Source organism: Sphingomonas sp. 1F27F7B, from assembly GCF_005503355.1.
In the GTDB taxonomy this organism is placed as follows: domain Bacteria; phylum Pseudomonadota; class Alphaproteobacteria; order Sphingomonadales; family Sphingomonadaceae; genus Sphingomonas.
This window is the reverse complement of the sequence record NZ_SCMK01000019.1, coordinates 78,496-100,346: the sequence shown is the minus strand read 5'-3', so window position 1 is coordinate 100,346 and position 21,851 is coordinate 78,496. Positions and strand designations below refer to the sequence as shown.

The 21,851-nt window shown below is 67.0% G+C and carries 22 protein-coding genes and 1 pseudogene; 13 read left to right on the top strand and 10 right to left on the bottom strand.

The window, feature by feature from the left end:
- Positions 1-187 precede the first annotated feature (187 nt).
- On the top strand, positions 188-2,020 hold the full coding sequence (locus FFS08_RS17045; RefSeq protein WP_137863460.1) for a hypothetical protein: 1,833 nt from the start codon (positions 188-190) through the stop codon (positions 2,018-2,020).
- 483 nt (positions 2,021-2,503) lie between these two features.
- On the opposite strand, the pseudogene FFS08_RS17040 reads toward FFS08_RS17045, so the two are convergent.
- Together FFS08_RS17040 and FFS08_RS17035 are read right to left on the bottom strand one after the other, a co-directional pair.
- Positions 2,504-2,767, bottom strand: a pseudogene (locus FFS08_RS17040) (magnesium chelatase domain-containing protein); the annotation flags it as partial.
- A 79-nt stretch (positions 2,768-2,846) separates the two neighbouring features.
- Positions 2,847-4,448: a glycoside hydrolase family 18 protein gene (locus FFS08_RS17035; protein WP_137863461.1), complete on the bottom strand. Its 1,602-nt coding sequence runs from the start codon at positions 4,446-4,448 to the stop codon at positions 2,847-2,849.
- Positions 4,449-4,592: 144 nt separating this feature from the next.
- On the opposite strand from FFS08_RS17035, the gene FFS08_RS17030 reads away from it, so the two are divergent.
- The 7 genes from FFS08_RS17030 to FFS08_RS17000 all read left to right on the top strand — a co-directional run bounded on the left by FFS08_RS17030 (position 4,593) and on the right by FFS08_RS17000 (position 8,451).
- Entirely contained in the window at positions 4,593-4,916 is a 324-nt protein-coding gene (locus tag FFS08_RS17030) for a hypothetical protein (RefSeq protein ID WP_137863462.1), read from the top strand.
- An 87-nt stretch (positions 4,917-5,003) separates the two neighbouring features.
- Entirely contained in the window at positions 5,004-5,138 is a 135-nt protein-coding gene (rpmH, locus tag FFS08_RS17025; protein WP_086128886.1) for a 50S ribosomal protein L34, read from the top strand.
- Between the two features lie 17 nt (positions 5,139-5,155).
- On the top strand, positions 5,156-5,488 hold the full coding sequence (gene rnpA, locus FFS08_RS17020; protein WP_137863463.1) for a ribonuclease P protein component: 333 nt from the start codon (positions 5,156-5,158) through the stop codon (positions 5,486-5,488).
- A 31-nt stretch (positions 5,489-5,519) separates the two neighbouring features.
- Positions 5,520-5,732, top strand: a complete 213-nt coding sequence (yidD, locus tag FFS08_RS17015; RefSeq protein WP_137863464.1) for a membrane protein insertion efficiency factor YidD — start codon at positions 5,520-5,522, stop codon at positions 5,730-5,732.
- Between the two features lie 22 nt (positions 5,733-5,754).
- Positions 5,755-7,464: a membrane protein insertase YidC gene (gene yidC / locus FFS08_RS17010; protein WP_137863465.1), complete on the top strand. Its 1,710-nt coding sequence runs from the start codon at positions 5,755-5,757 to the stop codon at positions 7,462-7,464.
- 17 nt (positions 7,465-7,481) lie between these two features.
- On the top strand, positions 7,482-8,099 hold the full coding sequence (gene yihA, locus FFS08_RS17005) for a ribosome biogenesis GTP-binding protein YihA/YsxC (protein ID WP_137863542.1): 618 nt from the start codon (positions 7,482-7,484) through the stop codon (positions 8,097-8,099).
- A gap of 13 nt (positions 8,100-8,112) precedes the next feature.
- A complete protein-coding gene (locus FFS08_RS17000) occupies positions 8,113-8,451 on the top strand; it encodes a gamma-glutamylcyclotransferase family protein (RefSeq protein WP_137863466.1) in 339 nt (112 codons plus the stop codon).
- 351 nt (positions 8,452-8,802) lie between these two features.
- Here FFS08_RS17000 and FFS08_RS16995 read toward each other — a convergent pair whose 3' ends face one another.
- Positions 8,803-9,576, bottom strand: a complete 774-nt coding sequence (locus FFS08_RS16995; RefSeq protein WP_137863467.1) for a DUF3108 domain-containing protein — start codon at positions 9,574-9,576, stop codon at positions 8,803-8,805.
- A 113-nt stretch (positions 9,577-9,689) separates the two neighbouring features.
- Here FFS08_RS16995 and FFS08_RS16990 point away from each other — a divergent pair, with 113 nt between their 5' ends.
- Together FFS08_RS16990 and FFS08_RS16985 are read left to right on the top strand one after the other, a co-directional pair.
- Complete coding sequence (locus FFS08_RS16990; protein WP_137863468.1) at positions 9,690-10,826, top strand: acyltransferase family protein; 1,137 nt, start codon at positions 9,690-9,692, stop codon at positions 10,824-10,826.
- A 37-nt stretch (positions 10,827-10,863) separates the two neighbouring features.
- On the top strand, positions 10,864-12,456 hold the full coding sequence (locus FFS08_RS16985; RefSeq protein WP_137863469.1) for a methyl-accepting chemotaxis protein: 1,593 nt from the start codon (positions 10,864-10,866) through the stop codon (positions 12,454-12,456).
- Between the two features lie 85 nt (positions 12,457-12,541).
- On the opposite strand, the gene FFS08_RS16980 is transcribed toward FFS08_RS16985, so the two are convergent.
- Both FFS08_RS16980 and FFS08_RS16975 read right to left on the bottom strand, forming a co-directional pair.
- Positions 12,542-13,825, bottom strand: coding sequence for an MFS transporter (locus FFS08_RS16980; RefSeq protein WP_137863470.1), 1,284 nt, complete (start codon positions 13,823-13,825; stop codon positions 12,542-12,544).
- A complete protein-coding gene (locus FFS08_RS16975) occupies positions 13,822-14,268 on the bottom strand; it encodes a MarR family winged helix-turn-helix transcriptional regulator (RefSeq protein WP_137863471.1) in 447 nt (148 codons plus the stop codon). The genes FFS08_RS16980 and FFS08_RS16975 overlap by 4 nt, the downstream gene beginning before the upstream one ends.
- Before the next feature lie 257 nt (positions 14,269-14,525).
- Here FFS08_RS16975 and FFS08_RS16970 point away from each other — a divergent pair, with 257 nt between their 5' ends.
- Complete coding sequence (locus FFS08_RS16970) at positions 14,526-15,188, top strand: glutathione S-transferase family protein (RefSeq protein ID WP_137863472.1); 663 nt, start codon at positions 14,526-14,528, stop codon at positions 15,186-15,188.
- Between the two features lie 65 nt (positions 15,189-15,253).
- On the opposite strand, the gene FFS08_RS16965 is transcribed toward FFS08_RS16970, so the two are convergent.
- Positions 15,254-15,700: a cupin domain-containing protein gene (locus FFS08_RS16965; RefSeq protein WP_137863473.1), complete on the bottom strand. Its 447-nt coding sequence runs from the start codon at positions 15,698-15,700 to the stop codon at positions 15,254-15,256.
- Here FFS08_RS16965 and dapE point away from each other — a divergent pair.
- Positions 15,700-16,848, top strand: coding sequence for a succinyl-diaminopimelate desuccinylase (dapE, locus tag FFS08_RS16960; protein WP_137863474.1), 1,149 nt, complete (start codon positions 15,700-15,702; stop codon positions 16,846-16,848). The two genes, FFS08_RS16965 and dapE, sit on opposite strands and share 1 nt — an antisense overlap.
- A gap of 14 nt (positions 16,849-16,862) precedes the next feature.
- Here dapE and FFS08_RS16955 read toward each other — a convergent pair whose 3' ends face one another.
- The 4 genes from FFS08_RS16955 to FFS08_RS16940 all read right to left on the bottom strand — a co-directional run bounded on the left by FFS08_RS16955 (position 16,863) and on the right by FFS08_RS16940 (position 21,164).
- Positions 16,863-18,539 carry a putative bifunctional diguanylate cyclase/phosphodiesterase gene (locus FFS08_RS16955; RefSeq protein ID WP_137863475.1) on the bottom strand — a complete coding sequence of 559 codons (1,677 nt, stop codon included), beginning with the start codon at positions 18,537-18,539 and terminating at the stop codon, positions 16,863-16,865.
- A 79-nt stretch (positions 18,540-18,618) separates the two neighbouring features.
- Positions 18,619-19,179, bottom strand: coding sequence for a Smr/MutS family protein (locus tag FFS08_RS16950; protein WP_249341150.1), 561 nt, complete (start codon positions 19,177-19,179; stop codon positions 18,619-18,621).
- Entirely contained in the window at positions 19,176-20,510 is a 1,335-nt protein-coding gene (gene mltA / locus FFS08_RS16945) for a murein transglycosylase A (protein ID WP_137863476.1), read from the bottom strand. Before mltA ends, FFS08_RS16950 begins: the two co-directional genes overlap by 4 nt.
- Positions 20,511-20,519: 9 nt before the next feature.
- The gene (locus FFS08_RS16940; RefSeq protein ID WP_137863477.1) at positions 20,520-21,164 is read right to left on the bottom strand and encodes a Tim44/TimA family putative adaptor protein; all 645 of its coding nucleotides are present in this window, start codon (positions 21,162-21,164) and stop codon (positions 20,520-20,522) included.
- Between the two features lie 163 nt (positions 21,165-21,327).
- Between FFS08_RS16940 and secB the strand changes: the two genes are divergently transcribed.
- Entirely contained in the window at positions 21,328-21,840 is a 513-nt protein-coding gene (gene secB, locus FFS08_RS16935; protein ID WP_137863478.1) for a protein-export chaperone SecB, read from the top strand.
- Positions 21,841-21,851: the final 11 nt, after the last annotated feature.

The window sequence follows — 21,851 nt, the reverse complement described above, 5'->3', positions numbered from 1 at the left end:
CCGGCCAACGTGCCTGGGGGCATGCCCCCAGGCACGTTGCCATCCCATCAACCAACCATCATGAAGGAGCCGGACTCTACCTCTGAGTGGTAACAATCAGGGGCGCACGTCACGCGTAAGCCCGGAGAGCGTCGAAGACCTGTTCGAGGGTGCCGGAGAAAACGTCGAGCTCGCCCGCTTCCTCGTCATGGAAGGCTATCTCGACGACACCTACTATCAATACACATCATTGTTTCACTCGGGCCGTCTATCGCCCAACGACAACAAGTTTCTCATCCAGATCAGGGCGTTCATCACCCCCGATCCCGACTTCCAGATCGACAATGCCAAGGAAGTCGTCGACGCGATGCGCGATACCGATTTCGGACAAGGATATGTACTCAACGTCAAGCTGGTCGACTGCCTGCTCAGCGATCAGGGACGCTACGCCGATCAGATCGCGAAGCTGCTTGGGCTCGTATCGACTGAATTCGACAGGTGCGAGGCCTTTCTCGAAGCCTACTACGTGGGCGGGAAGCGAACGCCGGCGCTGCTCACGAGGCTCACCTCCTTCTGGAAGCAGTTCATCTCGACGGCGCTGATGAGGCAGCGAGGCATCTCGCACGCAACCCGGCTGGTCGCGGACCTGTCCGAAGAAACGCTCCGAAGCCTGGCCGAGGGCAACGGCCTTCCCGCATTCGTGTCGGAGCGCCTCCCGGAGATCCTGGCACACGTGCCGGAACTTCCGCCCCAGCGCCTCAAGTTGCTGAAGATCGAAGTGGAGAGCCTGCCCGCGATCGGCGAGCACCCTTCCATCGCACGAGCGATGGCCGACGCCGGGCTGTTCGAGCTCACGGTCGAGAACGTGGAATACGTCTATCGGCAGGTACTGGGCGGATCGGACCTCCATGCCCTGGCAACCAGAAACTACACGACGCTCCGGTCGATGGGCAGCGACATGCTGGACGGCAGGATCGAACGCGAATTCGAGGCCTATCTCGACGAAGTCCTCTTGAAGCTCGACGACAATACGGACGAGGACGTATCTTCCATATTGGCGATCATACGGCGCGACGATGTCGACTCCGGTAGCCTGCGCAGATTCGTCGAGCGCCAGTCAGCGCTCGTGCCCGAACTAAGCCAGGTTCCCGAAAACCTGCACGCGATGCTGTTCGACCTGCGTAGGATCAGTCCGACGTGGGAAAACTGCCTCGCATTCTTGAGTGGTAGCGGGTTCGATGAGGCGCAACTGATTTCTTATCTGGAAGATGGCAGCGAACGGGCAGCCCTGCTCGAGAAACCCATACCGGCCGATCCAGATTCACGACCGTTGCGAACGTTCCTCTTGAACGCCGCAGGTCTCTCCGACGCCGCCTACTCGGACTACGTCGCCGCATTGCCGAAGCCATTCGGGCGGTTTCCCGAAAACCTCGAGGACTCGAAACGGGAGATCCTGATCAATCAGCGGAAGATCACGTTCACCAAGGAGAGCTTCGACGATCTCGCAGACGAGGTCGATCTGCAGGTCCTCTTCGTGACCGCAAACATCGAGGCCTACATCAACGAGCCGGACATGCTCGTTCTCGATGACGACTTCTTGGATAATCTTCTCGAAGCGGACCTAACCGATGAGAAGAAGACGTCGGTGATAAGCCTCATGAACCTCGATTCAGTCATCGAACTACCGGAACGGGCCGCCCTCATCGGTCCGATCATCGACCGCACCAACTTCGACGTTTCGGACCTGAAGGCCGACGTCGCGAAAAGCCTGATCGCGCATTCCGCACCGCTCTCGACGCGGATCTCGCTCCTGAACAAGGCCCACGCCGTCCTGACGGACGACGATGTCCGCCAAGTCCTCGCCGGGTTGCCGGCCCCGTACTCTGATATAAAGACCGGGTATTACGCGAGATTGGACAACAATTCGGAGAACAGGACGTTGCTCGGCTGGCTAGATTCGAGAAACATCATATCATCTTGGAGCATCGAAAGCGGCATCTTCTTCACCGAATATCTTCGCGTCAATCTCTATAGGCGTTGAATCAGTGGACGAAGCGGAAAGACACACGCGTATCGTTGGAAATTAAGTGCGTCGTTGCACCTGAATGATCGTCCGGCGGTCGCGAACGACGAAGCTGCCCGGAATAGCGAAATCTCGGTCTTTGCGGCTTTATCCGCGTAAACGATCGTCCGCTTCTCACCTGTGACCGCCTGAAAGCTGCCAGTCCGCTACCGGCCCAAAAGCCGCCTGACGAAAGCGTCCTAAAATCAGCCGTTGATCCCCAACACAACGGCTCCCTAGAGCGGCCCCTATCGCGCTCCGTATGGGCTTGGGAGCGGGGTCACGAGCCAACGCGATCGTCGCGCTAGGACGTACGAGTACGGTAATTAAGCACTGCCTTCGGCAGTTGCGATCAGGGCAGTTCGAATATAAAATTCGAACTGCCCTGATCGCCCAAATTTTTCCGACAGGCTATCGACTACTCGACTGCGAAATATACCGTATTTTTCAGTGTAGTTAATTCAATCTGATAGGTTCGGAATAAGTGAGACGTGTGCCTTCCTTGGGCAGGTCGGCCGGCGAGAGGTTGAGGATGATATGCTTGGGGGGCAGCGCCAGCCCGATCGCCGCCATCGCGGCGCGGACGCGCTCGCGGCTCTCCGCCACTGCCTTGTCGGGCAGGCCGACCACCACGAATTTGGGCAGCCCGGCGACGAGGTTGCACTGCACCTCCACCGCACGCGCCTCAAGTCCCAGATAGGCAACCGTCGATACGCTCGCGACCAAGCCCGTTCCCCCCAACCGGAACCGGACGATAGCCGCGGCGAAGCCCGATGCGCGCCGGGATGCCCCCGGAACGGATCAATCAGGGTGCGGCAGTGCGGAAGTTGCGCTTCACCGCACTCAGCAATGGGCTCGTGCCGTCGGGCAGATAATCATAGTTGATCGCCCAGATGATCGCGCCGCCCAGCCCCGCCTGGCGGACATACCGCCCCTTGGCCGCGATCGAGAGCGGATCCTCATAGGACAGGAAACCGGCCGCATTCCGACCGGACCCGGCCGGGACATAGCCCCCGGCATTGGTATAGCTGCGATAGCCGACCTGCGCGATCTCGTCCCAGTGATAGCTGCCGTTGGCGAGATAGCCCATGGCGACGAGGTCGGCATAGTTGAGCGCGACGTCGTCGGTCTCGTAGACCGGATTGCGCTCCGTGTCCTGGCGCGGCCCAGTGACGGTCGGGCCGAAATAGATGCCGTAGAAGCCGATCCCGACGCCGATCTTGCGGCGCGGCACACCGGTCTTCTCATAGGCGATGACGCTGGTGTCCAGGTCGCGCGGCGTGACGCCGGTGGCGCCGTAGACCGGGCTGCTGAACCAGGACAGCCAGCCATTGCCGTTCCAGGTGGTGCCGATGCCGTAGCTCATCAGATTATACTGGTCGACCGCATTGGCGAGGTCCGCCTGCCATTGCGGCACCTTGCCGCCGGGCTCGAGGTCGTTGATCGACACGGTGTAGCCCGGCAGCGTCAGCAGCGCGGCCCTGCCCGTGCCCTGATAGCGCGGCCGCCTCGCGAACTCGGCGCGCAGATCGGCGATCAGCGCGAACAGCCGCCGCTTGGCCTCGGCGGCGCTCACGCGCGGCGTGATGTCGTTGCTGCCCTCGAACTTGTCCTCCCAGTCAAGGTCGAGCCCGTCATAATCGTGCGCCACCATGTAATCGACGATGTTGCTGACGAAGTGCGACCGCACCGTATCGGTGGTGCCGAGCAGGAAGGCATTGCCGTCTCCGGCGCCGCCGAGCATGAGCAGCGCCTTGCGCCCGGCGTCATGCGCCTTCTTGATCAGATAGTCCTCGATGCTGCGGACTCCGTCGGGCGACAGCCCCGGATCGTGCGAGTTGCCGCCGCCCAGGCGCACATCGCCCGGATTGCCGCCCATCTCGCGCCCGCCCGGCGCGACCCGGGCGAAGACGAAATGGGTCAGCGCGCTCATGTCCACCTTCTCCGGCGGATACATGGTGTGCGAGAAATAGCCGAGATAATAGCCCGTCACCCAGGGCCTGTCGGTCACCGGCACGGTGACTGACACCGTCGCCGATGCCGAGGCGTTCGGATCCGCGACGCTCGTCGCCACCACATGATATGTGCCCGGGTTGGCCGGTGCCTCGTAGATTCCGGCGGCCGACATGGTTCCGCCATTCGCTTCCCGCACCGACCAGGTGCAGCGCTTGTCGACTGCGCCGGTGACGACGCAGTCGAAATGGCGCGTCGCCTGGGCGGGCAGCGAGAAGGTCGTCGGCCCCACTTCCACCGACAGTGCGGAAGTCGGCGACGGCGTCGGCGATGGGGACATGCCCGGCGAAGGGCTGGGCGTGGGTGCCGGCGATACGACGACGCCCTCGCCTCCGCCGCCGCTGCAGGCGGCAAGGAACAGCATCGGGGCGAGCAGGCAGGAAGCGCGGGTCATGGCCACGCCATGCCAATCCTGCCCTGGCGGGAGCGATGCATGCGCGACCGGGAACGCCCCGGCGGCGACGAAACAAGGCTAGGCAGCGATGAACCACGGCTCCTGTGTCTTGTGCGAGCAATACACGCTCCCCATCTCCCGCGCATGGCAGCCGCACGCAGCCCGTTCGTCCGCACCGCCCTGTTCGTCACCGGGGTGCTGGTGATCGCCGTTTCGCCGCTGGTCGGCATCCTTCCCGGCCCGGGCGGGATCTTCGTCTTCGCCGCGGGGCTGGTGCTGGTGCTGCGGAACTCGGCCCGGACGCAAAGGGCCTTTTGCCGCGCCAAGCGGCGCTGGCCGCGATTCGGCCATTATGCCGACATGGCGCTCCGCCGCCGCAGCGCCCGCAGGCGCCGCCTGCGCGAAGGAGAAGCGGAAATCGCGCGTACCAAGGCCGAACTGCCCGGTTTGCGGAACGGAACGCGTTGACTCGGCCGGATCACCCCACTATGGGCACCCGACACGCGGCCGCCCCTGTGGTGGCCCTTTTACGTTCTAGATACTCGAGGATGAGCGATGAAGCGGACCTTTCAGCCGAGCAACTTGGTGCGTGCGCGCCGGCACGGCTTCCGCAGCCGCATGGCGACTCCGGGCGGCCGCAACGTGATTCGCGCCCGCCGCGCCCGCGGCCGCAACAAGCTGTCGGCCTAATCACCGACGGTGAAGCGGTGAGCCTCTCCCGGCTCACGCAGCGCAAGGACTATCTCGCGGCGAACGCGGGCAAGCGGGCTCCCATGCCCGGCTTCGTCCTGATCGTCCATGCGCGCAACGATGCCGATCCGGTCATGCGGGTCGGCATTACCGTATCCAAGAAAGTCGGCAATGCGGTGATCCGCAACCGGATGAAACGCCGGTTCCGCGCGCTCGTCCGCGAAGTGTTGCCCGAGGCCGGCCTGCCGGGCGCCGATCACGTGCTGATCGGCCGCAATGGCGGCATCGAGCGCCCGTTCGAGAATCTCAGGGCCGAGCTGGTCAAGGCACTGGGGAAGGTGAAGCGGTGAGCTGCGCCCTTGTCCGTCAGGGGGAATCGGCATGATGGCCAGGCTCCTCATCCTGCTCGCCCGCGCCTGGCAGATCGGCCCGTCGGCGGTGCTTCCGCCCAGCTGCCGCTACCAGCCCAGCTGTTCGGCCTATGCAATCGAGGCGCTTCGCCGCTATGGGGCTGTCAAAGGCAGCTGGCTCGCCATCCGGCGGATCGCCCGCTGCCACCCATGGGGCGGGCACGGCTACGACCCAGTGCCATAAGTTTTTCCGGGGAATCGGTTACGTGAAGGACGATCAGAAGAATTTCATCCTGTTCGCAGTGATCGCGGGGCTGCTGCTGTTCGCATGGCCCTATGCGATGCACTGGTTCTTCCCGCAGCAGCCGGCCTCCTCCACCCAGATGGTGAATGGCACCCAGCAGCCCAAGGCGATCCCGAGCAGCACCGATTCGCCCGCGGCGCTGCGCGACCGCGCCGTCGTGCTGGCCGAATCGCCGCGCGTCGTGATCGACACGCCGTCGCTCAAGGGCTCGATCAACCTCAAGGGGGCCCGGATCGACGATCTCGTCCTCGTCAAATATGACGAGACGACCGCCAAGAACTCTCCGCCGATCCACCTGCTCTCGCCCAGCGGCGCGCCGGGGGCCTATTTCGCGGAGTTCGGCTGGGCCGGCGCCGGCGTGAAGGCGCCGGACGCCAGCACCCTGTGGCAGGCGAGCGGCACCAGGCTGACTCCGACCACCCCGGTGACGCTGACCAGCAAGTCCGCCACCGGCCAGGTCTTCCGCATCGAGCTGTCGGTCGATCAGGACTACATGTTCTCGATCCGCCAGACGGTCGCCAATCTCGGCCAGGCGCCGGTCTCGGTCACGCCCTATGCCTCGGTCTCGCGCGCCGAGCGCTCGAAGGATGCCGGCCAATGGGCCGCCCGCGTCGGGCCGATCGCGGCCACCGCGGACGAAGCCCATTATCTCGGCTGGACCGATGTCGAGGGCACGCCCAAGGAATTCAGGACCAAGGGCGGCTGGGCCGGCTTCACCGATCACTATTGGCTGACCACGCTGATCCCGGATCAGCGCCTGGGCGTCACGCTTGGCCAGCGCCAGAATCCCAGCAAGGCCTATCAGGCCGATTATCAGCTCGATCAGCCGCTCGTCATCGCTCCGGGCAAGCAGACCAGCTATTCCAGCCGCTTCTTCGCCGGCGCGAAGGAAGTGAAGCTGCTCGATTCCTATCAGGAAAAGCTCGGCATCACGCGGTTCAGCTATGCGATCGACTGGGGCTGGTTCGGCGTGATCGAGCAGCCGATCTTCTACTATCTCGACATGCTGTTCCGCCTGGTCGGCAATTTCGGCGTGGCGATCATCCTGCTGACGATCACCATCCGCGGCCTGCTCTTCCCGATCGCGCACAAGCAGTTCGAATCGATGGCACGCATGCGCGTCATCCAGCCGAAGATGAAGGCGCTGCAGGAACGCTACAAGGACGACAAGCAGCGCCAGCAGCAGGAGATCATGAAGCTCTACAAGGAAGAGAAGGTGAACCCGCTCGCGGGCTGCCTCCCGATCCTGCTCCAGATTCCCATCATGTTCGCGCTGTACAAGGTGCTGCTGCTCACGATCGAGATGCGCCACCAGCCCTTCGTGCTGTGGATCCGCGACCTTTCGGCGCCCGATCCCGCGACGATCATCAACCTGTTCGGCTATCTCCACTTCACGCCGCCCTCGTTCCTGGCGATCGGCGTGATCCCGGTGCTGCTCGGCGTGTCGATGTACTTCCAGATGAAGTTCAACCCGGCGCCGATGGACGAGATCCAGAAGCAGGTCTTCGCGATCATGCCGTGGATGCTGATGTTCCTGATGGCACCGTTCGCCGTGGGCCTGCAGGTCTACTGGATCACTTCCAACGTGATCACCATCCTGCAGCAGCAGTGGCTCTATTCGCGCCACCCGGTGCTGAAGCAGCCGATGAAGAAGGAATCCCCGGCGAAGTGAGCGGGTTCGATGAAGATATGATCGAGGCCGCGCGAAAGACCTTCGCCGGTCCGGTCACGTTCCTCAAGTCCGCGCCCGAGCTCAAGTTCCTGCCCGGACAGGAAGTGCCCGAGGTCGCGTTCGCGGGGCGCTCCAACGTGGGCAAGTCGTCGCTGCTCAACGCGCTGACCGGCCGCAACGCTCTGGCGCGCACTTCGAACACGCCGGGCCGCACCCAGGAGCTGAACTTCTTCGACGTCGGCGAGCCGCTGCGCTTCCGCCTGGTCGACATGCCCGGCTATGGCTTCGCCAAGGCGCCCAAGGACATGGTCCGCAAATGGCGCTATCTGGTGAACGACTATCTGCGCGGCCGCCAGGCGCTGAAGCGCGGGCTGGTGCTGATCGACGCGCGCCACGGCATCAAGGAAGTCGATCGCGAGATCCTCGACATGCTCGACGGTGCGGCGGTCAGCTACCGCATCGTCCTCACCAAGGCGGACAAGATCAAGGCGACCGAACTCGCCGATGTGCGCGAGCGTACCGAGGCGGAGGCCCGCAAGCGCCCCGCCGCGCATCCGGACATCATCGCCACTTCGTCGGAAAAGGGCATGGGCATTCCCGAGCTGCGCGCCGCGGTGATCGAGGCGATCGGGTGAGCGACGGCGCCCGATGAGCGAAGGGGCGCTGCTCTTCTCCTATGGCACGCTCCAGCTGGCGAGCGTGCAGATGAGCCAGTTCGGCCGCCTGCTCGAAGGCGGCGACGATTTGCTCCACGGCTATCGCCTGGTCGAGATCACGATCCGCGACCCGGACGTGCTCGAGGCGAGCGGGATCGCGGTGCACCGCGCGCTGGTCCCCGACGAAGGCGCCCCGCCCATCCCCGGCAAGGTCTTCCGCCTGACGGCCGAGGAACTGGCCGCGGCCGATACGTATGAGAGCGAGAACTATGTCCGCGTCGCCGCCCCGCTCGCCAGCGGCACGACCGCCTGGGTCTATGTGAAGGCGTGAGGGGCGTATCCCGCTTGGCCGGGCCTGCCAAGCTCCAGCTTACTCCAGGGTCCAAGATTGGCAATTGCCCGTGCCTGTACCGTCATGCTGACCCCGGACTTGGTCGGAGCTTGTCCCCTTGAGACAAGTACCCCTCTTTCGCCATCCCCGCGCAGGCGGGGACCCAGGGTTTCTCCGCCGTACCCCTCGTGACGCTGGATCCCCGCCTGCGCGGGGATGACGGTTATCGGACCATCCTCGTCCCAAGGGGATAGGTGCCGGACAAGTTCAGCGCGACGGAAATGGGAGAGGTGCGCGGATCGCGCGAACGGCGGGGCCGATCCGTCCCTTGCCCCTCCGGCGGCCCCGCCATCAGAACAGCAGCGTCTTGCGGAACAGCGATCCGTCCGGCGCCTTCGCTTCCAGCTTGACGAATTGCTGCGTGCGCTTGGCATACCAGAAGCGCGACGGGTCCTTGCCGGTGTTGTAATCGCATTCGACGATCCAGCAGTCCACCGGCCGCCCGTCGGGCCCGGCCAGCTGCGCGTCTCCGGTCACCGCCCACAGATAGCGCGCCGGCGGCCCGCCGGCCGGGTGATAGAAGGGGATCGACACCTGATAGCCATGCGCCAGCGGCAGCGTGCCCAGCATCTCCATGTCGGTCTCGAAGTTGAACATCGGCTCCGGGAAGGCGACGTCGAAATCGGCGCGGCTGTTGTCCGCCACGCCCGGCAGGCCGGTGATCCTGTCGGGGGCGAACAGGAAGCCCTCCACGGTCTTCTTGTCTTCCACCGTGGTGACGCGCAGATGACTGGAAGGCCGCCAGGTCCCCGGTTCGAACAGCGAATCGCGCGTGACCAGCGAAGGCTTGGCGCCCGTCCCATCCCAGCGCTGCACGATGCGCAGCTTCCGCACGCTGCCGACCGTCTCGAACCGCACTTCCCGCCGCCAGATGTCGCGGGCGACATGCACGCCGTCCTTCTCGACCGAACGGAGATAGCTGTGCACGCCGGGTCGAAGCAGGTCGAAGCGCGCCAGCCGGTCGCCCATGGCGAGCCTTGCCGGCGCCGCCTTGGCCATTGCCGCGACCGGCACCGCCGCCGCCGCCGCAAGCACGCCCCGCCGGCCGATCTTCGCTCCGTCCATACCCGACTCCCATGATATCGTACTAGATCACTAACACACCGTGACTCGGTCGCAAGCGCGGCACTTTGACCGGGCGGCGCAACCGATCCATGCTGCGCCCGGGGAGGGACGCGATGACCGAAGGCAAGACGCAGGCAAGTGCACGACTCGGCGGGCTCGACCTGTTCCGCGGGCTGACGGTGGCCGTGATGATCATCGTCAATACGCCGGGCAGCTGGGCGCATGTCTGGTGGCCGCTCGACCATGCCGAATGGCACGGCTTCACGCCCACCGACCTCGTCTTCCCTGCCTTTCTCTGCGCGATGGGCGTGGCGCTGGGCCTGTCCTTTCCTCGCGCGGTCGACGCCAGCTTCTGGGGCCGCATCGTCCGGCGCTCGCTGATGCTGATCCTGATCGGCTGGGCCTGGCAGATGCTCGCGCGGCCCGGCCTGGCGGATTTCCGGGTGTTCGGCGTCCTCCCCCGCCTCGGCCTCTGCTACGGCCTCGCCGCCGCCCTGGCGATCCTCACCGCTCGAAGGGACGCGGACGGGCGCGCACATCTCAGCGCGCCGGCACTCGGCATCGCCAGCGTCGTCCTGCTGCTCGGCTATTGGGCGCTGCTCAGCTTCGTACCCGTCCCCGGGCACGGCGCGGGGGATCTCAGCCCGGCGGGCAATCTTGCCGGCTATATCGACCGGATCGCAGTCACCACGCACCACATGTACCGCCTCGGCACCGACACGGCGGGCAATATCGTCTATGATCCCGAGGGCCTGCTCTCCACCCTCCCTGCGCTGGTCAACGTGCTGCTCGGCGCCCTCGCCGCCCTGCTCTGGAAGGCGGCGCCCGAGCGCGCGACGCTGCGCATCCTGCTCGCCGGCATCGCCCTTGCCGCGCTGGGCCTGCTGCTCGCGCCCTGGTTTCCGCTCAACAAGAAGCTGTGGACCAGCAGCTTCGCGCTCCTCACCTCGGGCCTGTCGGCGATCCTGTTCGTCGGCTGCATCCTCGCCGCGCGCAGCGCAGCGGCGCGCAAGATGCTGTGGCCGCTCGACGTTCTGGGGATGAACGCGATCCTCGGTTATCTCCTCTCGCTGCTGCTGTCGCTCGCCGCGATGCGCTCGGGGTTCCAGCCCTGGGCGTGGAAGGCGCTCGCCGCGCTCCTGCCCGGCCACCTTCTCCTCGCCTCGTTCCTGTTCGCGCTGGCGGCGCTTCTGCTCGTGCTGGCGCTGCTGATCCCGCTCCATCGCCGGGGCATCCACTTGCGACTGTAAACGCCATGGTAACCATGTTCGGCTAGTCGCTGGCCAAATGGGAGAGGCGAGCGCACACGCCCTGAGGCGGGCGATCTGGGACAAATGGGCGGCGCTCCCGCCGCCGCTGATGCGCGCGCATGCCATCGCCATCCAGCGTGGCTATCCCATCTCCTATGCCGCTGGCGTCTTCGTCAGCATCGCGCTGGCGCTGACGATCCACGCCAACAGCTTCTGGTCCTGGCACATTGCCGCGCTGGCGCTGCACCTGGCGATCGGCACGGCCGCCCTCGTCCGCTGGCGCGACGGCAAGCGCCGCGACTGGCGAGTCGACGATCCCACCGCAACTCTGCGCGCCACCGTGATCGAGGCCGCCGCCACCGGGTTCGGCTGGTTCCTGTTCCTCGCCACCATCGGCCTGGGCTCCACCGATCAGGAGCTGATCGTCACCACCACCGCCATTGCCGGCGTGGTCGCGATCGGCGCGCTGCGCTATGCCCCGCTGCCGCCCGCCAGCCTGGCGTGGCTCGGTGTCGCCGTGGCGATCTGCGCGCTCTACGCCATCTTCGCCAACATCCCGGCAGGCGTGTTCCTCTTTCTCGCCGTCTTCGTCGCCCTGCTCGCCCGCACCGTGATGGGCCAGGCCGCGCTGGTCAGCGAGCAGTTCGCACAGGGCGAAGCGCTCGCCCGCGCCGCCGGTGAGCGCGATCTGCTGCGCGCCGCCGCCCAGCGCGAGGAGCTGCAACAGGTCGCCCATGCCGCCGAGACCCGCCACCGCGCCCAGCTCGACGCCGAGCGCGATCGCCGCGCCGAGATCGCCCGCATCGCCGACCGGTTCGAGCGCCAGTTCGTCGCCGCGATCAGCGAGCTCGCCGCCGCGGCCGAGCAGACCCGCACCTCCGCCGGCGGCCTGACCAGCACCACCGCCGCCACCCGCGACGAGATCCGCGGCGTCGCCGATCGCGCCGCCCGCGCGGACACCGGCGCCGCCACGCTGCTCGAGGAATCGGCCAATCTAGGTCGCTCGCTCACTGCGGTCGAAGCCAGTCTCGATGCCCAAAGCGAGACCACCGCGCACCTCTACGGCCTCTCCCGCTCGGCCGATGCCCGCTTCGCCACGCTCGTGGAGCACAGCGCCAGCGTCGGCAGCATCGCCGACATGATCGCCGAGATCGCCGCCCGCACCAATCTGCTCGCGCTCAACGCCAGCATCGAGGCCGCCCGTGCCGGCGAGGCCGGCCGCGGCTTCGCGATCGTCGCGCAGGAAGTGAAGAGCCTCGCCGCCCAGACTGCCCATGCCACCGACGACATTCGCGCCCAGCTCGCCCGGATGACCGGCGCGGTGCATGCCACCAGCACGATCGTCGGCGAGATGCGCGACAGCTTCGACCGGATCGGCGAAGTCGGTGGCGCGGTCGGCCAGGCGATGCGCCACCAGGGCGAAGTGATCCGTTCGATCCAGACCTATGCCGGCACCGCCGCGGCGCTCACCGCCGACCTCCAGGCCGGCGCGGCGGGCGCGGAGAGCGCCACCGACGAAGCGGCACGCACCACCGCCGAGATGGACGCCGCCACCGACGAACTGGTCAACCAGGCCCGCCGCCTGCTCGGCGAGATGCAGAGGTTCCTCGAAACGCTGCGCGCGGCATAGGATCGAGCCTCGATCAGACCTTGATTTCTTTCGTCATCCCCGCGCTGCGCGGGGATGACGGTTGAAGGAATATTAGCCCCCCGCCCTAGACCATCGCCAGCCGCTCCCCCGACTTCTCCGTCCGCGCCGCCAGGATCGCCACTGCCGCGACCAGCCCGAACGCGCCTGCCACCAGGAAGGCCGGCGTATAGCTTCCCGTCCAGGCGCGCACCGCGCCCGCGCCGAATGCCGCGGTGGCCGCACCGATCTGATGCCCCACCATCACCCAGCCGAACACCACCGGTGCATCGCGCTCGCCGAAATGGACATTGGCGAGCTTCACCGTTGGCGGCACCGTCGCGATCCAGTCGAGCCCATAGAAGATCGCGAAGATCAGCAGGCTCGATGCGCTGAAATCGAGGAACGGCAGCGCCAGCAGCGACAGCCCGCGCAGCCCGTAATAGACGAACAGCAGCTTGCGCGGATCATAGCGGTCGGTCAGCCAGCCCGAGGCCGTGGTCCCGATCAGGTCGAACAGCCCCATCAGGCTGAGCAGCCCGGCCGCCTGCACCGGCGCGATGCCATGGTCGCCGCAGAACGCGATCATGTGCGTCCCGACCAGCCCGTTGGTGGTCAGCCCGCAGACGAAGAAAGTGCCGAACAACAGCCAGAACACCGGGCTTCTCGACGCGCGGAACAGCGCGGTGAACGCCAGCGCCGGCGTCGCCGCCTGCTTGAGCGCCGGCGGCGGTGCGCTCTCGTCGGTCTCGCCGAAGCGGCGCACGCCCAGGTCCTGCGGATGCTCGGGCACGAACAGCAGCACCAGCGGGATCACGCAGGCGCTGGCGATCGCCACGGCCAGCGCCACCGGCCGCCATGCCCCGCCATCGGCCAGCCAGGCAAGCACGGGCAGGAAGACGAGCGCGCCGGTCGCGGTGCTCGCGGTCAGCATGCCCATCACCAGGCCCTGCCGCGTCGCGAACCAGCGATTGACCACCGCCGCGCCCAGCACCGACGCCACCGCCCCGCTGCCCATGCCAGAGAAAACACCCCAGCTCAGCACATATTGCCAGGGCTCCGACATCCACAGGCTGGCAAAGGTCGAAAGCGACATCAGCACCAGCCCGGCGAGCATCGTCCGCTTGATCCCGAACGACAGCATCAGCGCCGCGGCGAAGGGGCCGACCAGCCCGTAGAGCATGATCCCGATCGCCGCGGCGGCAGAGATCGTCGCCCTGTCCCAGCCGAAATGCTGCTCGAGCGGCAACATCATCACACCGGGCGCGGAGCGCAGCCCGGCGGAAACGAGCAGGGCGACGAACGTGATCGCCGCGACGATGCCGGCATAGCCGCGCGCGCCGAACGGCATCCGGGAAAGTATCGCGATCATATCTGGCTCCCCTCCGCACTGCGCACCAGCCCCTGCAACGCCAGGTCGAGTCCCTGCAGCAATTCCATGCCCATGCCCGCTTCCACGCGGCGCTGCACCACTTCCCAATCCGGCTCGGCAGCGGCCATCGCGGCGCGCCCGGCCGGAGTCAGCACGGCGAGCTTGGCGCGCCCGCTGCCGGGCTCCACCTTCACCCAGCCGCGTTTCTCGATCGGCGCCAGTGCCCGGTAAAGCGAAGTGCGGTCCATCACCAGCCGATCGGCCAGCCGGCTGAGCGGCAGGCCCGGCGTCCGCGACACGTTGCGCAGGATCGCGAATTGCGCGGTCGTCATGCCATGGCCGGCCAGCGCCTCGTCATAGATTCGCCCCACCGCGCGGGACGCCTTGCGCAGCATCGTGCAGGCACAGGCCGACGAAAGCTCATATTGATGCATATGCATCATGTATATGCATCAAATGCGGTTCGGCAACCCCTTTGCCGATGTCGCAGGCTCCCTGGGACGCCGGGGCATCGACCCCAATCAAGCTGTTGTTCCGTATATATTCCTTACCGTTGTCCGACAGCCGCCGAGCCGGCATTTGCTCCTTTTATGTTCCAATCCGGCCATATCTCACCGCCCGAAGCCCCCCAGGGGCGTCAATGCCGTCAACATTTTCCGGCGGTTGCCAGCCCCCCATTCCCACCGCTATCCCCGGGTTCATGAAGCTCTACATCGGCAACAAGGCCTATTCCTCCTGGTCGCTGCGCGGCTGGCTCGCCTGCAGGCAATCGGGCCTCCCCTTCGAGGAAGCGGTGGTGCCGCTGTACGACGAGGCATGGGAGAAGCGGCGCGAGGGCGACGAGTTCGCGCCTTCCTCGGGCAAGGTGCCGATCCTGTGGGATGGCGACGCCGTGGTGTGGGACAGCCTGGCGATCATCGAGTATCTCAACGACAAGACCGGCAACACCAGCTTCTGGCCCAAGGATCCGGCGGCGCGCGCCATGGCCCGCTCGATGGCGGCCGAGATGCATTCCAGCTTCGCCGCCCTGCGCCGCAAGCACAGCATGAACGTGCGCAAGGTCTATCCGCCCAAGGCGCCCGATGCCGATGTGCTGCAGGATATCGGCCGGATCATGGAGCTCTGGGCCCAGGCCCGTGCCCGTTATGGCGGCGAGGGGCAGTTTCTGTTCGGCGCATTCGGCGCGGTTGACATCATGTTCGCGCCGGTGGTGACGCGGTTCGTCACCTATTCGCTGCCGGTGGCGCGCTTTGCGCCTGCCTATATGAACGCCGTGCTCCAGCACCCCTTCATGCAGGACTGGATCGCCGCGGCCCAGGAAGAGGATTGGGTGATCCAGCAGTTCGAGATGGATCCGGCCTGAAGCCGCCAGGCGCCGTTCGCGAACCGATCCCATGCCCATCCCCCTTCGGGGAAGGATGGACACGCCTAGAAGTCGCTGCCGTCCTTCCGCCGAAAGCCCTGTCCGGCAAACAGATGCATGTCGATGTCGGGATAATGGCAATCGGTCTCGGAGGGCCGCCCCACCGCGACGAAGATGCAAGGCGCGTCGCCGCGGTTCTGGAGGACATGGCCGTCGCCGCTGCCCTTGGGAAAGGCCGCGATGTCGCCGGCGCGCAGGACGGTCTCGCCGCCATCCTCGACCAGCACCGCCTCGCCGGCCAGCATCACCACGAACTCGTCCTCGCCGGCATGCCAGTGGCGCTGCGACGACCAGGCGCCGGGCTCGAGCGTCACATGGCTGAACCCGAAGTCGCCGATCCCGCTCGCCGGGGCGAGCCGGCGATACCAGCGGCCCTGCACCGGTCCGGCATATTCGGCCGGATAGCCGGTGGCATTGGTCTGCGGGATTGTATCGAGATCGAGCTTGGGCAATGCCACCTCCATCAACTCCGGAGACTATCTTGCCCGACGCAATCGAACTGACCAAGGCCCTGATCGCCGCCGAGAGCGCCACGCCGGCGCGCGGCGCCGTGTTCGACGTGCTGGAAGCGGCGCTGCTGCCGCTCGGCTTCAAGGTCGAGCGCTTTGTCGAGGGCGAGGCGCCCGAGGGGCCGGTCGAGAACCTGCTCGCGGTACGGGGCGCCGGGCCGCGCCACTTCGCCTTTGCCGGTCATCTCGACGTGGTGCCGCCGGGCGCGGGCTGGACGGGCGACGCCTTCGTTCCCCAGGTGCGCGGCGATCTGCTCTACGGCCGCGGCGCGGTCGACATGAAGGGCGCCATCGCCGCCTTCGTCGCCGCGGCGGCGCGGGTGCCGGAGGGGATGACCAGCCTGATCGTCACCGGTGACGAGGAAGGCCCAGCCACTTTCGGCACCCAGAAGCTGATGGAAAGGATGGCGGAGCGCGGCCTCGTGCCCGACATGTGCCTGGTCGGCGAACCCACCTCGCAGCACCGGCTGGGCGACATGATCAAGATCGGCCGGCGCGGCTCGACGGTGATCGACGTCTCGGTCCCCGGCAGGCAGGGCCATGTCGCCTATCCGCATCTCGCCGACAATCCGGTTCCCAGGCTGGTCCGGGCCCTGGCGGAGATCGATGCCATCGAGCTGGACCGGGGCAATGCCTGGTTCCAGCCGTCGAACATCGAGGTGATCGACCTGGCCGTCGGCAATCCGGCGACGAACGTGATCCCCGGCCACGCCGGCGCGCGGCTCAGCATCCGCTTCAACGACCAGCAGCGCGGCCCGGACCTGATCGCCCGGATCGAGGAGATCGTGCATCGCCACGCCCCCGCCGGGATCGTGAAGGGCCGCGTCTATGGCGAGGCGTTCCTTACCGCGCCCGGCGCGCTCTCGGCGCTGGTCGCGGAAGCGATCGAGGCGAAACTGGGGCTGGCGCCCGAGTTGTCGACCACCGGCGGCACGTCGGACGCGCGTTTCCTGTCGAAGCTCTGCCCGGTAGTGGAGTTCGGCCTGCTCAACGCCACGATGCACAAGCTCGACGAGGCCGTGGCCCTTGCCGACCTGGTCGCGTTGACGGATGTCTATGAGGAGGTGTTGCGGCGGGCGTTCGCGAACTGACCGGGAGGGAAACGTCAGCCCGCCGCGCGCTGCAGTTCGATACCGCGCGCCCATTCGAGGAAGGCATGTTCTTCCATCGGCGTCGCCACGGCATAGCCCTGAAGCACGTCGCACCCGATGACCCGCAACACGGTGGCCTGGTCCTCGCTCTCGATCCCTTCGGCCACGGCTTCGCAGCCCAGGCCGTGGATCAGCCCGATGACCGCCTGGGCGATGGTGCGGGCATCGGCGCTCTCGGCGACTTGCTCGATCAGGCTGCGGTCGAGCTTGATGCGATCGATGGGCAGCTTGCGAAGGCGGGCGATGTTCGAATAGCCGGTGCCGAAATCGTCGATGGCGATGGTGGCGCCATCGGTCCGCAGCGTGGCGATCGCCTCGAGCACTTCGCTCGAACAGTGCATCGCCAGCGTCTCGGTGATCTCGAGTTCGAGCAGGTTCGCCGGGGCGCGGGCCGCCAGCATCGCCTCGCGCAGCTTGCGGAAGAAGCTGGCATGGTCAAGCTGGCGCGGGCTGATGTTGACCGCGAGCCGCTGCTGGATGCCCAGCCGGCCCCAGCGCGAGATCGTCTCGGCGACGCTCTCGACCACCCATTCGCCGATCTCGACGATCAGGCCGGTCTCCTCGGCGCGCTGGATGAAGGTGCCGGGCATCTTGAGCCCGTCCGGGTGGCGCCAGCGCAGCAGCGCCTCGGCGGCGACGATGCGCCCATCGGCGGCGGAGACCTGGGGCTGGTAGACGAGCGTGAACTGGTCCTTGTCCACCGCTTCGCGCAGGTCGCTCTCCAGCCGGGCCCGCTCGGCGATCTCTGCGGCGAGGATCTCGGTGAAATGCTCGGCCCGGCCGCGGCCCATCGCCTTGGCATGGTACATGGCGGCGTCGGCGGCGCGCATCAGGTCGTGCAGCGTGGTGCCGTGCTCGGGGCGCAGCGCGATGCCGATCGAGGCGCCGATCGACACTTCCTGGTCGGCCAGGTCGAACGGCTCGGAAAGGGCATAGAGGATGCCGCGCCCGATCCGCTCGGCGTCGCGCTCGTGGCGCAGCGCCGGGAAGAACATGGTGAACTCGTCACCCGCCAGCCGCCCGATCAGCGGCGGCCGCGCCTCGGCCTCGGCGGCGAAGCGGTCCGCGACGGCGCGCAGGCGGTTGGCCACCATGCCGAGCAGCGCGTCGCCGGTGGCGTGGCCCAGCGTGTCGTTGACGTGCTTGAAGCGGTCGAGATCGATGAAATAAAGCACCGCGACATTGCCCGGCGACAGTTCGGCGAGCATGCGCTCGGCGGTGCGGCGGAAATTGGTGCGGTTGGGCAGCGAAGTCACCGGATCGAACATCGCCAGCCGCTGGACGCTCTCCAGATTGGCGTGGAGCTGGCGGAACAGCCCGTCCATCGCCCGCGCCAGCGTCGGCACCGATTCATGCACCTGGGGCGGGATGCCGCTCTGCAAGTCGCCATTGGCAGCGCCCTGAAGCCGCTCGATCGCCGCATCGATGGCTTCGGCGGTGGAGGCGATGCTGCGCTCCGCCGAGGCCCAGCACATCACGCCGCAGACGATCGCGGCGATCAGCGCGCGACCCGCCGTCTCGACCGTGATCATGCCCGGAGTCGACGCCGCAGCCAGTGCCAGGATGAACGCCACGGCACCGGAGCACATCGCAAAGGCTATCGCACGGCTCTTGAGCGAAAATCCTTCCACTGCGCTCGCTCTTCCCCCAGCAACCCGTTCCGAGCCGGCTCATGCCGGCCTCGATCCCCGGACACATCGCAGACAGAAGTTAAGATTTTTCCCGGGAACGGCGGAGCACGATGTAGAGCGCACCGGCTCCACCATGGCGGGAATGCGCGGTCCTTACGGCAGCGATACGATCGGAATGGCGCGACGAGGCGAGCCAGTCGCCCACTGCCGCGCGGATCGCGCCGCGGGCATGCGGACGCTCGGATTCCGGCCGCGGCGGCTTGCCGGTGACGAGCAGCAGCACGCGGTCGCCCCGCCCGATCGCCGCCTCCAGCCCGAAATCGAGCCGGTCATAGGCCGAAGCGAGGCTGTGGCCGTGCAGATCGACGGAAGAATCGGGAGAGACCAGCCCGCGCGACAAGCGCCTGTCCCAGGATGCATCTAGCGTGTTCACCGCCCGAGCACGCAACGGCGCGGGTGCCTGGGGCGCCGCGCGCAGCGGCGGTACCCGGCCCTTCGGCTTGGCCGGCGCGGACTTCGGCACGGCGGGCTCAGGCTGCCCGGCGACCTCCACTGCCTTCATTGGACGCGCCTCGAGCGGCGTCACGCTGGCGATCACGCGTTGCCAGAGCGCCGCTTCCTCGGGCGCGAGGCGCCTCACCGCTGGCGTTGCGGCGCCGGCACCGTGGCGATCGGCCCCCCGCCCAGCCGGCTGAGCGTGCCGACCGGCAGCAGCAGCCAGGCGGAGCCGCGCGCATTCATGCCGCCCGCGATCGCGCGCGCATCGTCGCCCGCGCCCCAGAAGGTGTCGACCCGGTTGGGGCCCTTGATCGCCCCACCGGTATCCTGCGCGATCCACAGGCCGTTGGCCTCGGCGCGGTCCATCGAGAGGAATACCGGGGCGCCCAGCGGAATGAACTTCGGGTCGACCGCCGCGCTCACTTGCCCGGTGACTGGCAATCCCAGCGAGCCATTGGGCCCGGCGCCCTTCAGTTCCTGGAAGAACACATAGCTCTTGTTCTCCCACATGATGTCCTGCCCCTCTTCGGGGTGCTCGCGCAGATAGGCGATGATGCCCTGCATCGAAGCGCCGCCAGGCTTGAGCAGCCCGCGGTCGCGCATCAACGCACCGATGCCGACATATTCGCGGCCGTTCTGGCCGGCGAAGCCGATGCGCATGACCTGCCCGTCAGGGCCACGGAGACGCCCCGAACCCTGGATCTGGAGGAAGAACAGCTCGATCGGATCCGCTGCCCAGGCGATCTCCAGTCCGCGCCCGTCGAGCGCGCCCTGATCGATCTCCTTGCGGTCGAAATAGGGGATGAAGGTCTTGCCGGCGACCCGGCCGCGGATCTTCTTGCCCTTCATGTCGGCGGAAAACTGGCCGAGATCGACTTCGATGATATCGTCCGGCTTGGCGTAGACTGGCACGCCATAGCCGGGGCGGCGATGGCGCGATCCCGCGATCTCGGGCTCGTAATAGCCGGTCGCCTGCGCCTTGCCGTCGGCGACCTGCACCGTCTCGAACCAGCGCGCGAAGAAGCCGCGCGCATCGCGCTCGGGCCAGGTCTTCGCGGCGTCGCACGCGGGCTGCCAGTCACGTCCCTGCGTGAGCCCGCTCGCATCGGTGCGGCGCACCAGCGAAGGGCAGCTCAGCCGATAGGCGACCAGCGCCCGGACCGCGGCGGCATCGCCCAACGGCAGCGAATCGAACGAAGGGCCGGCAAGCAGGCCGGCCGAGGCCGCGAGGAGGGTGCCCGTGGGCGCCGCCGGCGCCGGAATGGCGGCGAGCGGCGTTGCGGGAATGGGCTGGCGCGCGGCGGGATTGCCATGCGGCTCCGAGATGCGCCCCGGCTCTCGCGGCACGTCGCGCCGACGCTCCCTCGGCGCCTCGCGCGGCGGCGTATAGCCCGGCTCCACCGAATGCGGCACCACGCCGCCCGAACAAGCGCCCAGCAGCGCCGCGAGCGCGACTCCCCCCCAGATCCGCATAATGGCCCCTCAGGCTTCGTCGGTCTCGACGAGCTTCCAGTTGGGATCGTCGCTGCGGAGGCTCCGCGCGAAGGTCCAGATGTCGTGCGTCTCCACGGCATCGCTCAGCGAGCCGGCGACGACATTGCCATCGGCATCGCGCGTCACCGCGGCGATATCGGCATCGAAGCGCACCGTGATGCGGGCGGCCTTGCCCTCCACCACCGCATCCGAGATGAGCGCGCGCTCGATCGCGACCAGGCGATTCTCCAGCACATGGCCGGCGGCCTTGCGGTCGGCGATCGCCTGGGCGAAGCCGGCACGGACATCGTCCTCCACCAGCCAGCCGAGCGTCTCCTCGTCGCCCTTCCAGAAGGCCTCGAGGATCATCTTGTACGCGCTCTTGGCGCCATCGAGGAACTGGGCGACGTCGAAGCTGGAATCGGCGGCGATCACGGCCTTCAGGCCCGATTCCGCACCGGTCTCGATCACCCGGGCGCCCGCTTCGCGCACTTCGGGAGTCTGGTCGATGGTGCGGTTCGCCGGCGGCACCGCCACGCGCTCCTCGCTCGGCTTGGGCAGCGCCTGCTCATGGCCGGTGCGCTTGCCGAGCACGGCATAGAGTCGGAGCGCCAGAAAACCGGCCACCATTGCGAACAGGATTATCGTGTACACTACGCCTCCAAACGCTTCGCCGGTTAACATAGGCGCAAGCGCCGCGGGTTTCAAATCCGGCCGAATCCGGCGGCAATTGAAACCCGTGCGCCCGCCTGCTAGGCGCGCAACCGATCCAACGCTTCAATAGCGCGAAACTATCCGGAAAAGAGGTACTTTAGAAATGGCCGAGAACGACACGATCGCCGAATTCGGCGAGCCCGCTGCCAATGGTGAGGACACCGCCCCGGCCGTCGGCCTGTTGTCGCAATATGTAAAGGACTTCTCGTTCGAGAACCCGAACGCGCCGGCCATCTTCCAGAGCCCGACCGCGCCGGCGATCGACGTGCAGTTCAACATCGGCTCGGGCAAGGTTGCCGAGGACGTCTTCGAAGTCGTCCTCAAGATCGAAGTGCGCGCGACGGCCGACAGCCAGACCGCCTTCATCGTCGACTTGTCCTATGCCGGCCTGTTCGGCATTCGCAACGTGCCCGAGGGCGAGGCGCTCGACGGCTTCCTGCTCGGCGAGGCCCCCCGCCTGCTCTTCCCGTTCGCCCGCCGCGTGCTGGCCGACGCGGTGCGCGACGGCGGCTTCCCGCCGCTGATGCTCGAGCCGATCGATTTCGGCGGCATCTATCTGCAGCAGCGCGCGGCGAACGAGTCGGGCCTGACCGGCGACGTGGCGGGCGAAGCCTGATCCACGCCTGA

Coding starts and splice junctions, on each gene's coding strand:
- FFS08_RS17035 (WP_137863461.1), bottom strand. CDS start 4,448: ATGACCCGCGCTTCCTGCCTGCTCGCCCCGATGCTGTTCCTTGCCGCC.
- rpmH (WP_086128886.1), top strand. CDS start 5,004: ATGAAGCGGACCTTTCAGCCGAGCAACTTGGTGCGTGCGCGCCGGCAC.
- dapE (WP_137863474.1), top strand. CDS start 15,700: ATGCCACCTCCATCAACTCCGGAGACTATCTTGCCCGACGCAATCGAA.
- FFS08_RS17030 (WP_137863462.1), top strand. CDS start 4,593: ATGGCAGCCGCACGCAGCCCGTTCGTCCGCACCGCCCTGTTCGTCACC.
- FFS08_RS16980 (WP_137863470.1), bottom strand. CDS start 13,825: ATGATCGCGATACTTTCCCGGATGCCGTTCGGCGCGCGCGGCTATGCC.
- FFS08_RS16970 (WP_137863472.1), top strand. CDS start 14,526: ATGAAGCTCTACATCGGCAACAAGGCCTATTCCTCCTGGTCGCTGCGC.
- mltA (WP_137863476.1), bottom strand. CDS start 20,510: ATGCGGATCTGGGGGGGAGTCGCGCTCGCGGCGCTGCTGGGCGCTTGT.
- secB (WP_137863478.1), top strand. CDS start 21,328: ATGGCCGAGAACGACACGATCGCCGAATTCGGCGAGCCCGCTGCCAAT.
- FFS08_RS16985 (WP_137863469.1), top strand. CDS start 10,864: ATGGGAGAGGCGAGCGCACACGCCCTGAGGCGGGCGATCTGGGACAAA.
- yihA (WP_137863542.1), top strand. CDS start 7,482: ATGATCGAGGCCGCGCGAAAGACCTTCGCCGGTCCGGTCACGTTCCTC.
- FFS08_RS16995 (WP_137863467.1), bottom strand. CDS start 9,576: ATGGACGGAGCGAAGATCGGCCGGCGGGGCGTGCTTGCGGCGGCGGCG.
- FFS08_RS16990 (WP_137863468.1), top strand. CDS start 9,690: ATGACCGAAGGCAAGACGCAGGCAAGTGCACGACTCGGCGGGCTCGAC.
- yidD (WP_137863464.1), top strand. CDS start 5,520: ATGATGGCCAGGCTCCTCATCCTGCTCGCCCGCGCCTGGCAGATCGGC.
- FFS08_RS17000 (WP_137863466.1), top strand. CDS start 8,113: ATGAGCGAAGGGGCGCTGCTCTTCTCCTATGGCACGCTCCAGCTGGCG.
- FFS08_RS16975 (WP_137863471.1), bottom strand. CDS start 14,268: ATGATGCATATGCATCAATATGAGCTTTCGTCGGCCTGTGCCTGCACG.
- FFS08_RS17045 (WP_137863460.1), top strand. CDS start 188: ATGGAAGGCTATCTCGACGACACCTACTATCAATACACATCATTGTTT.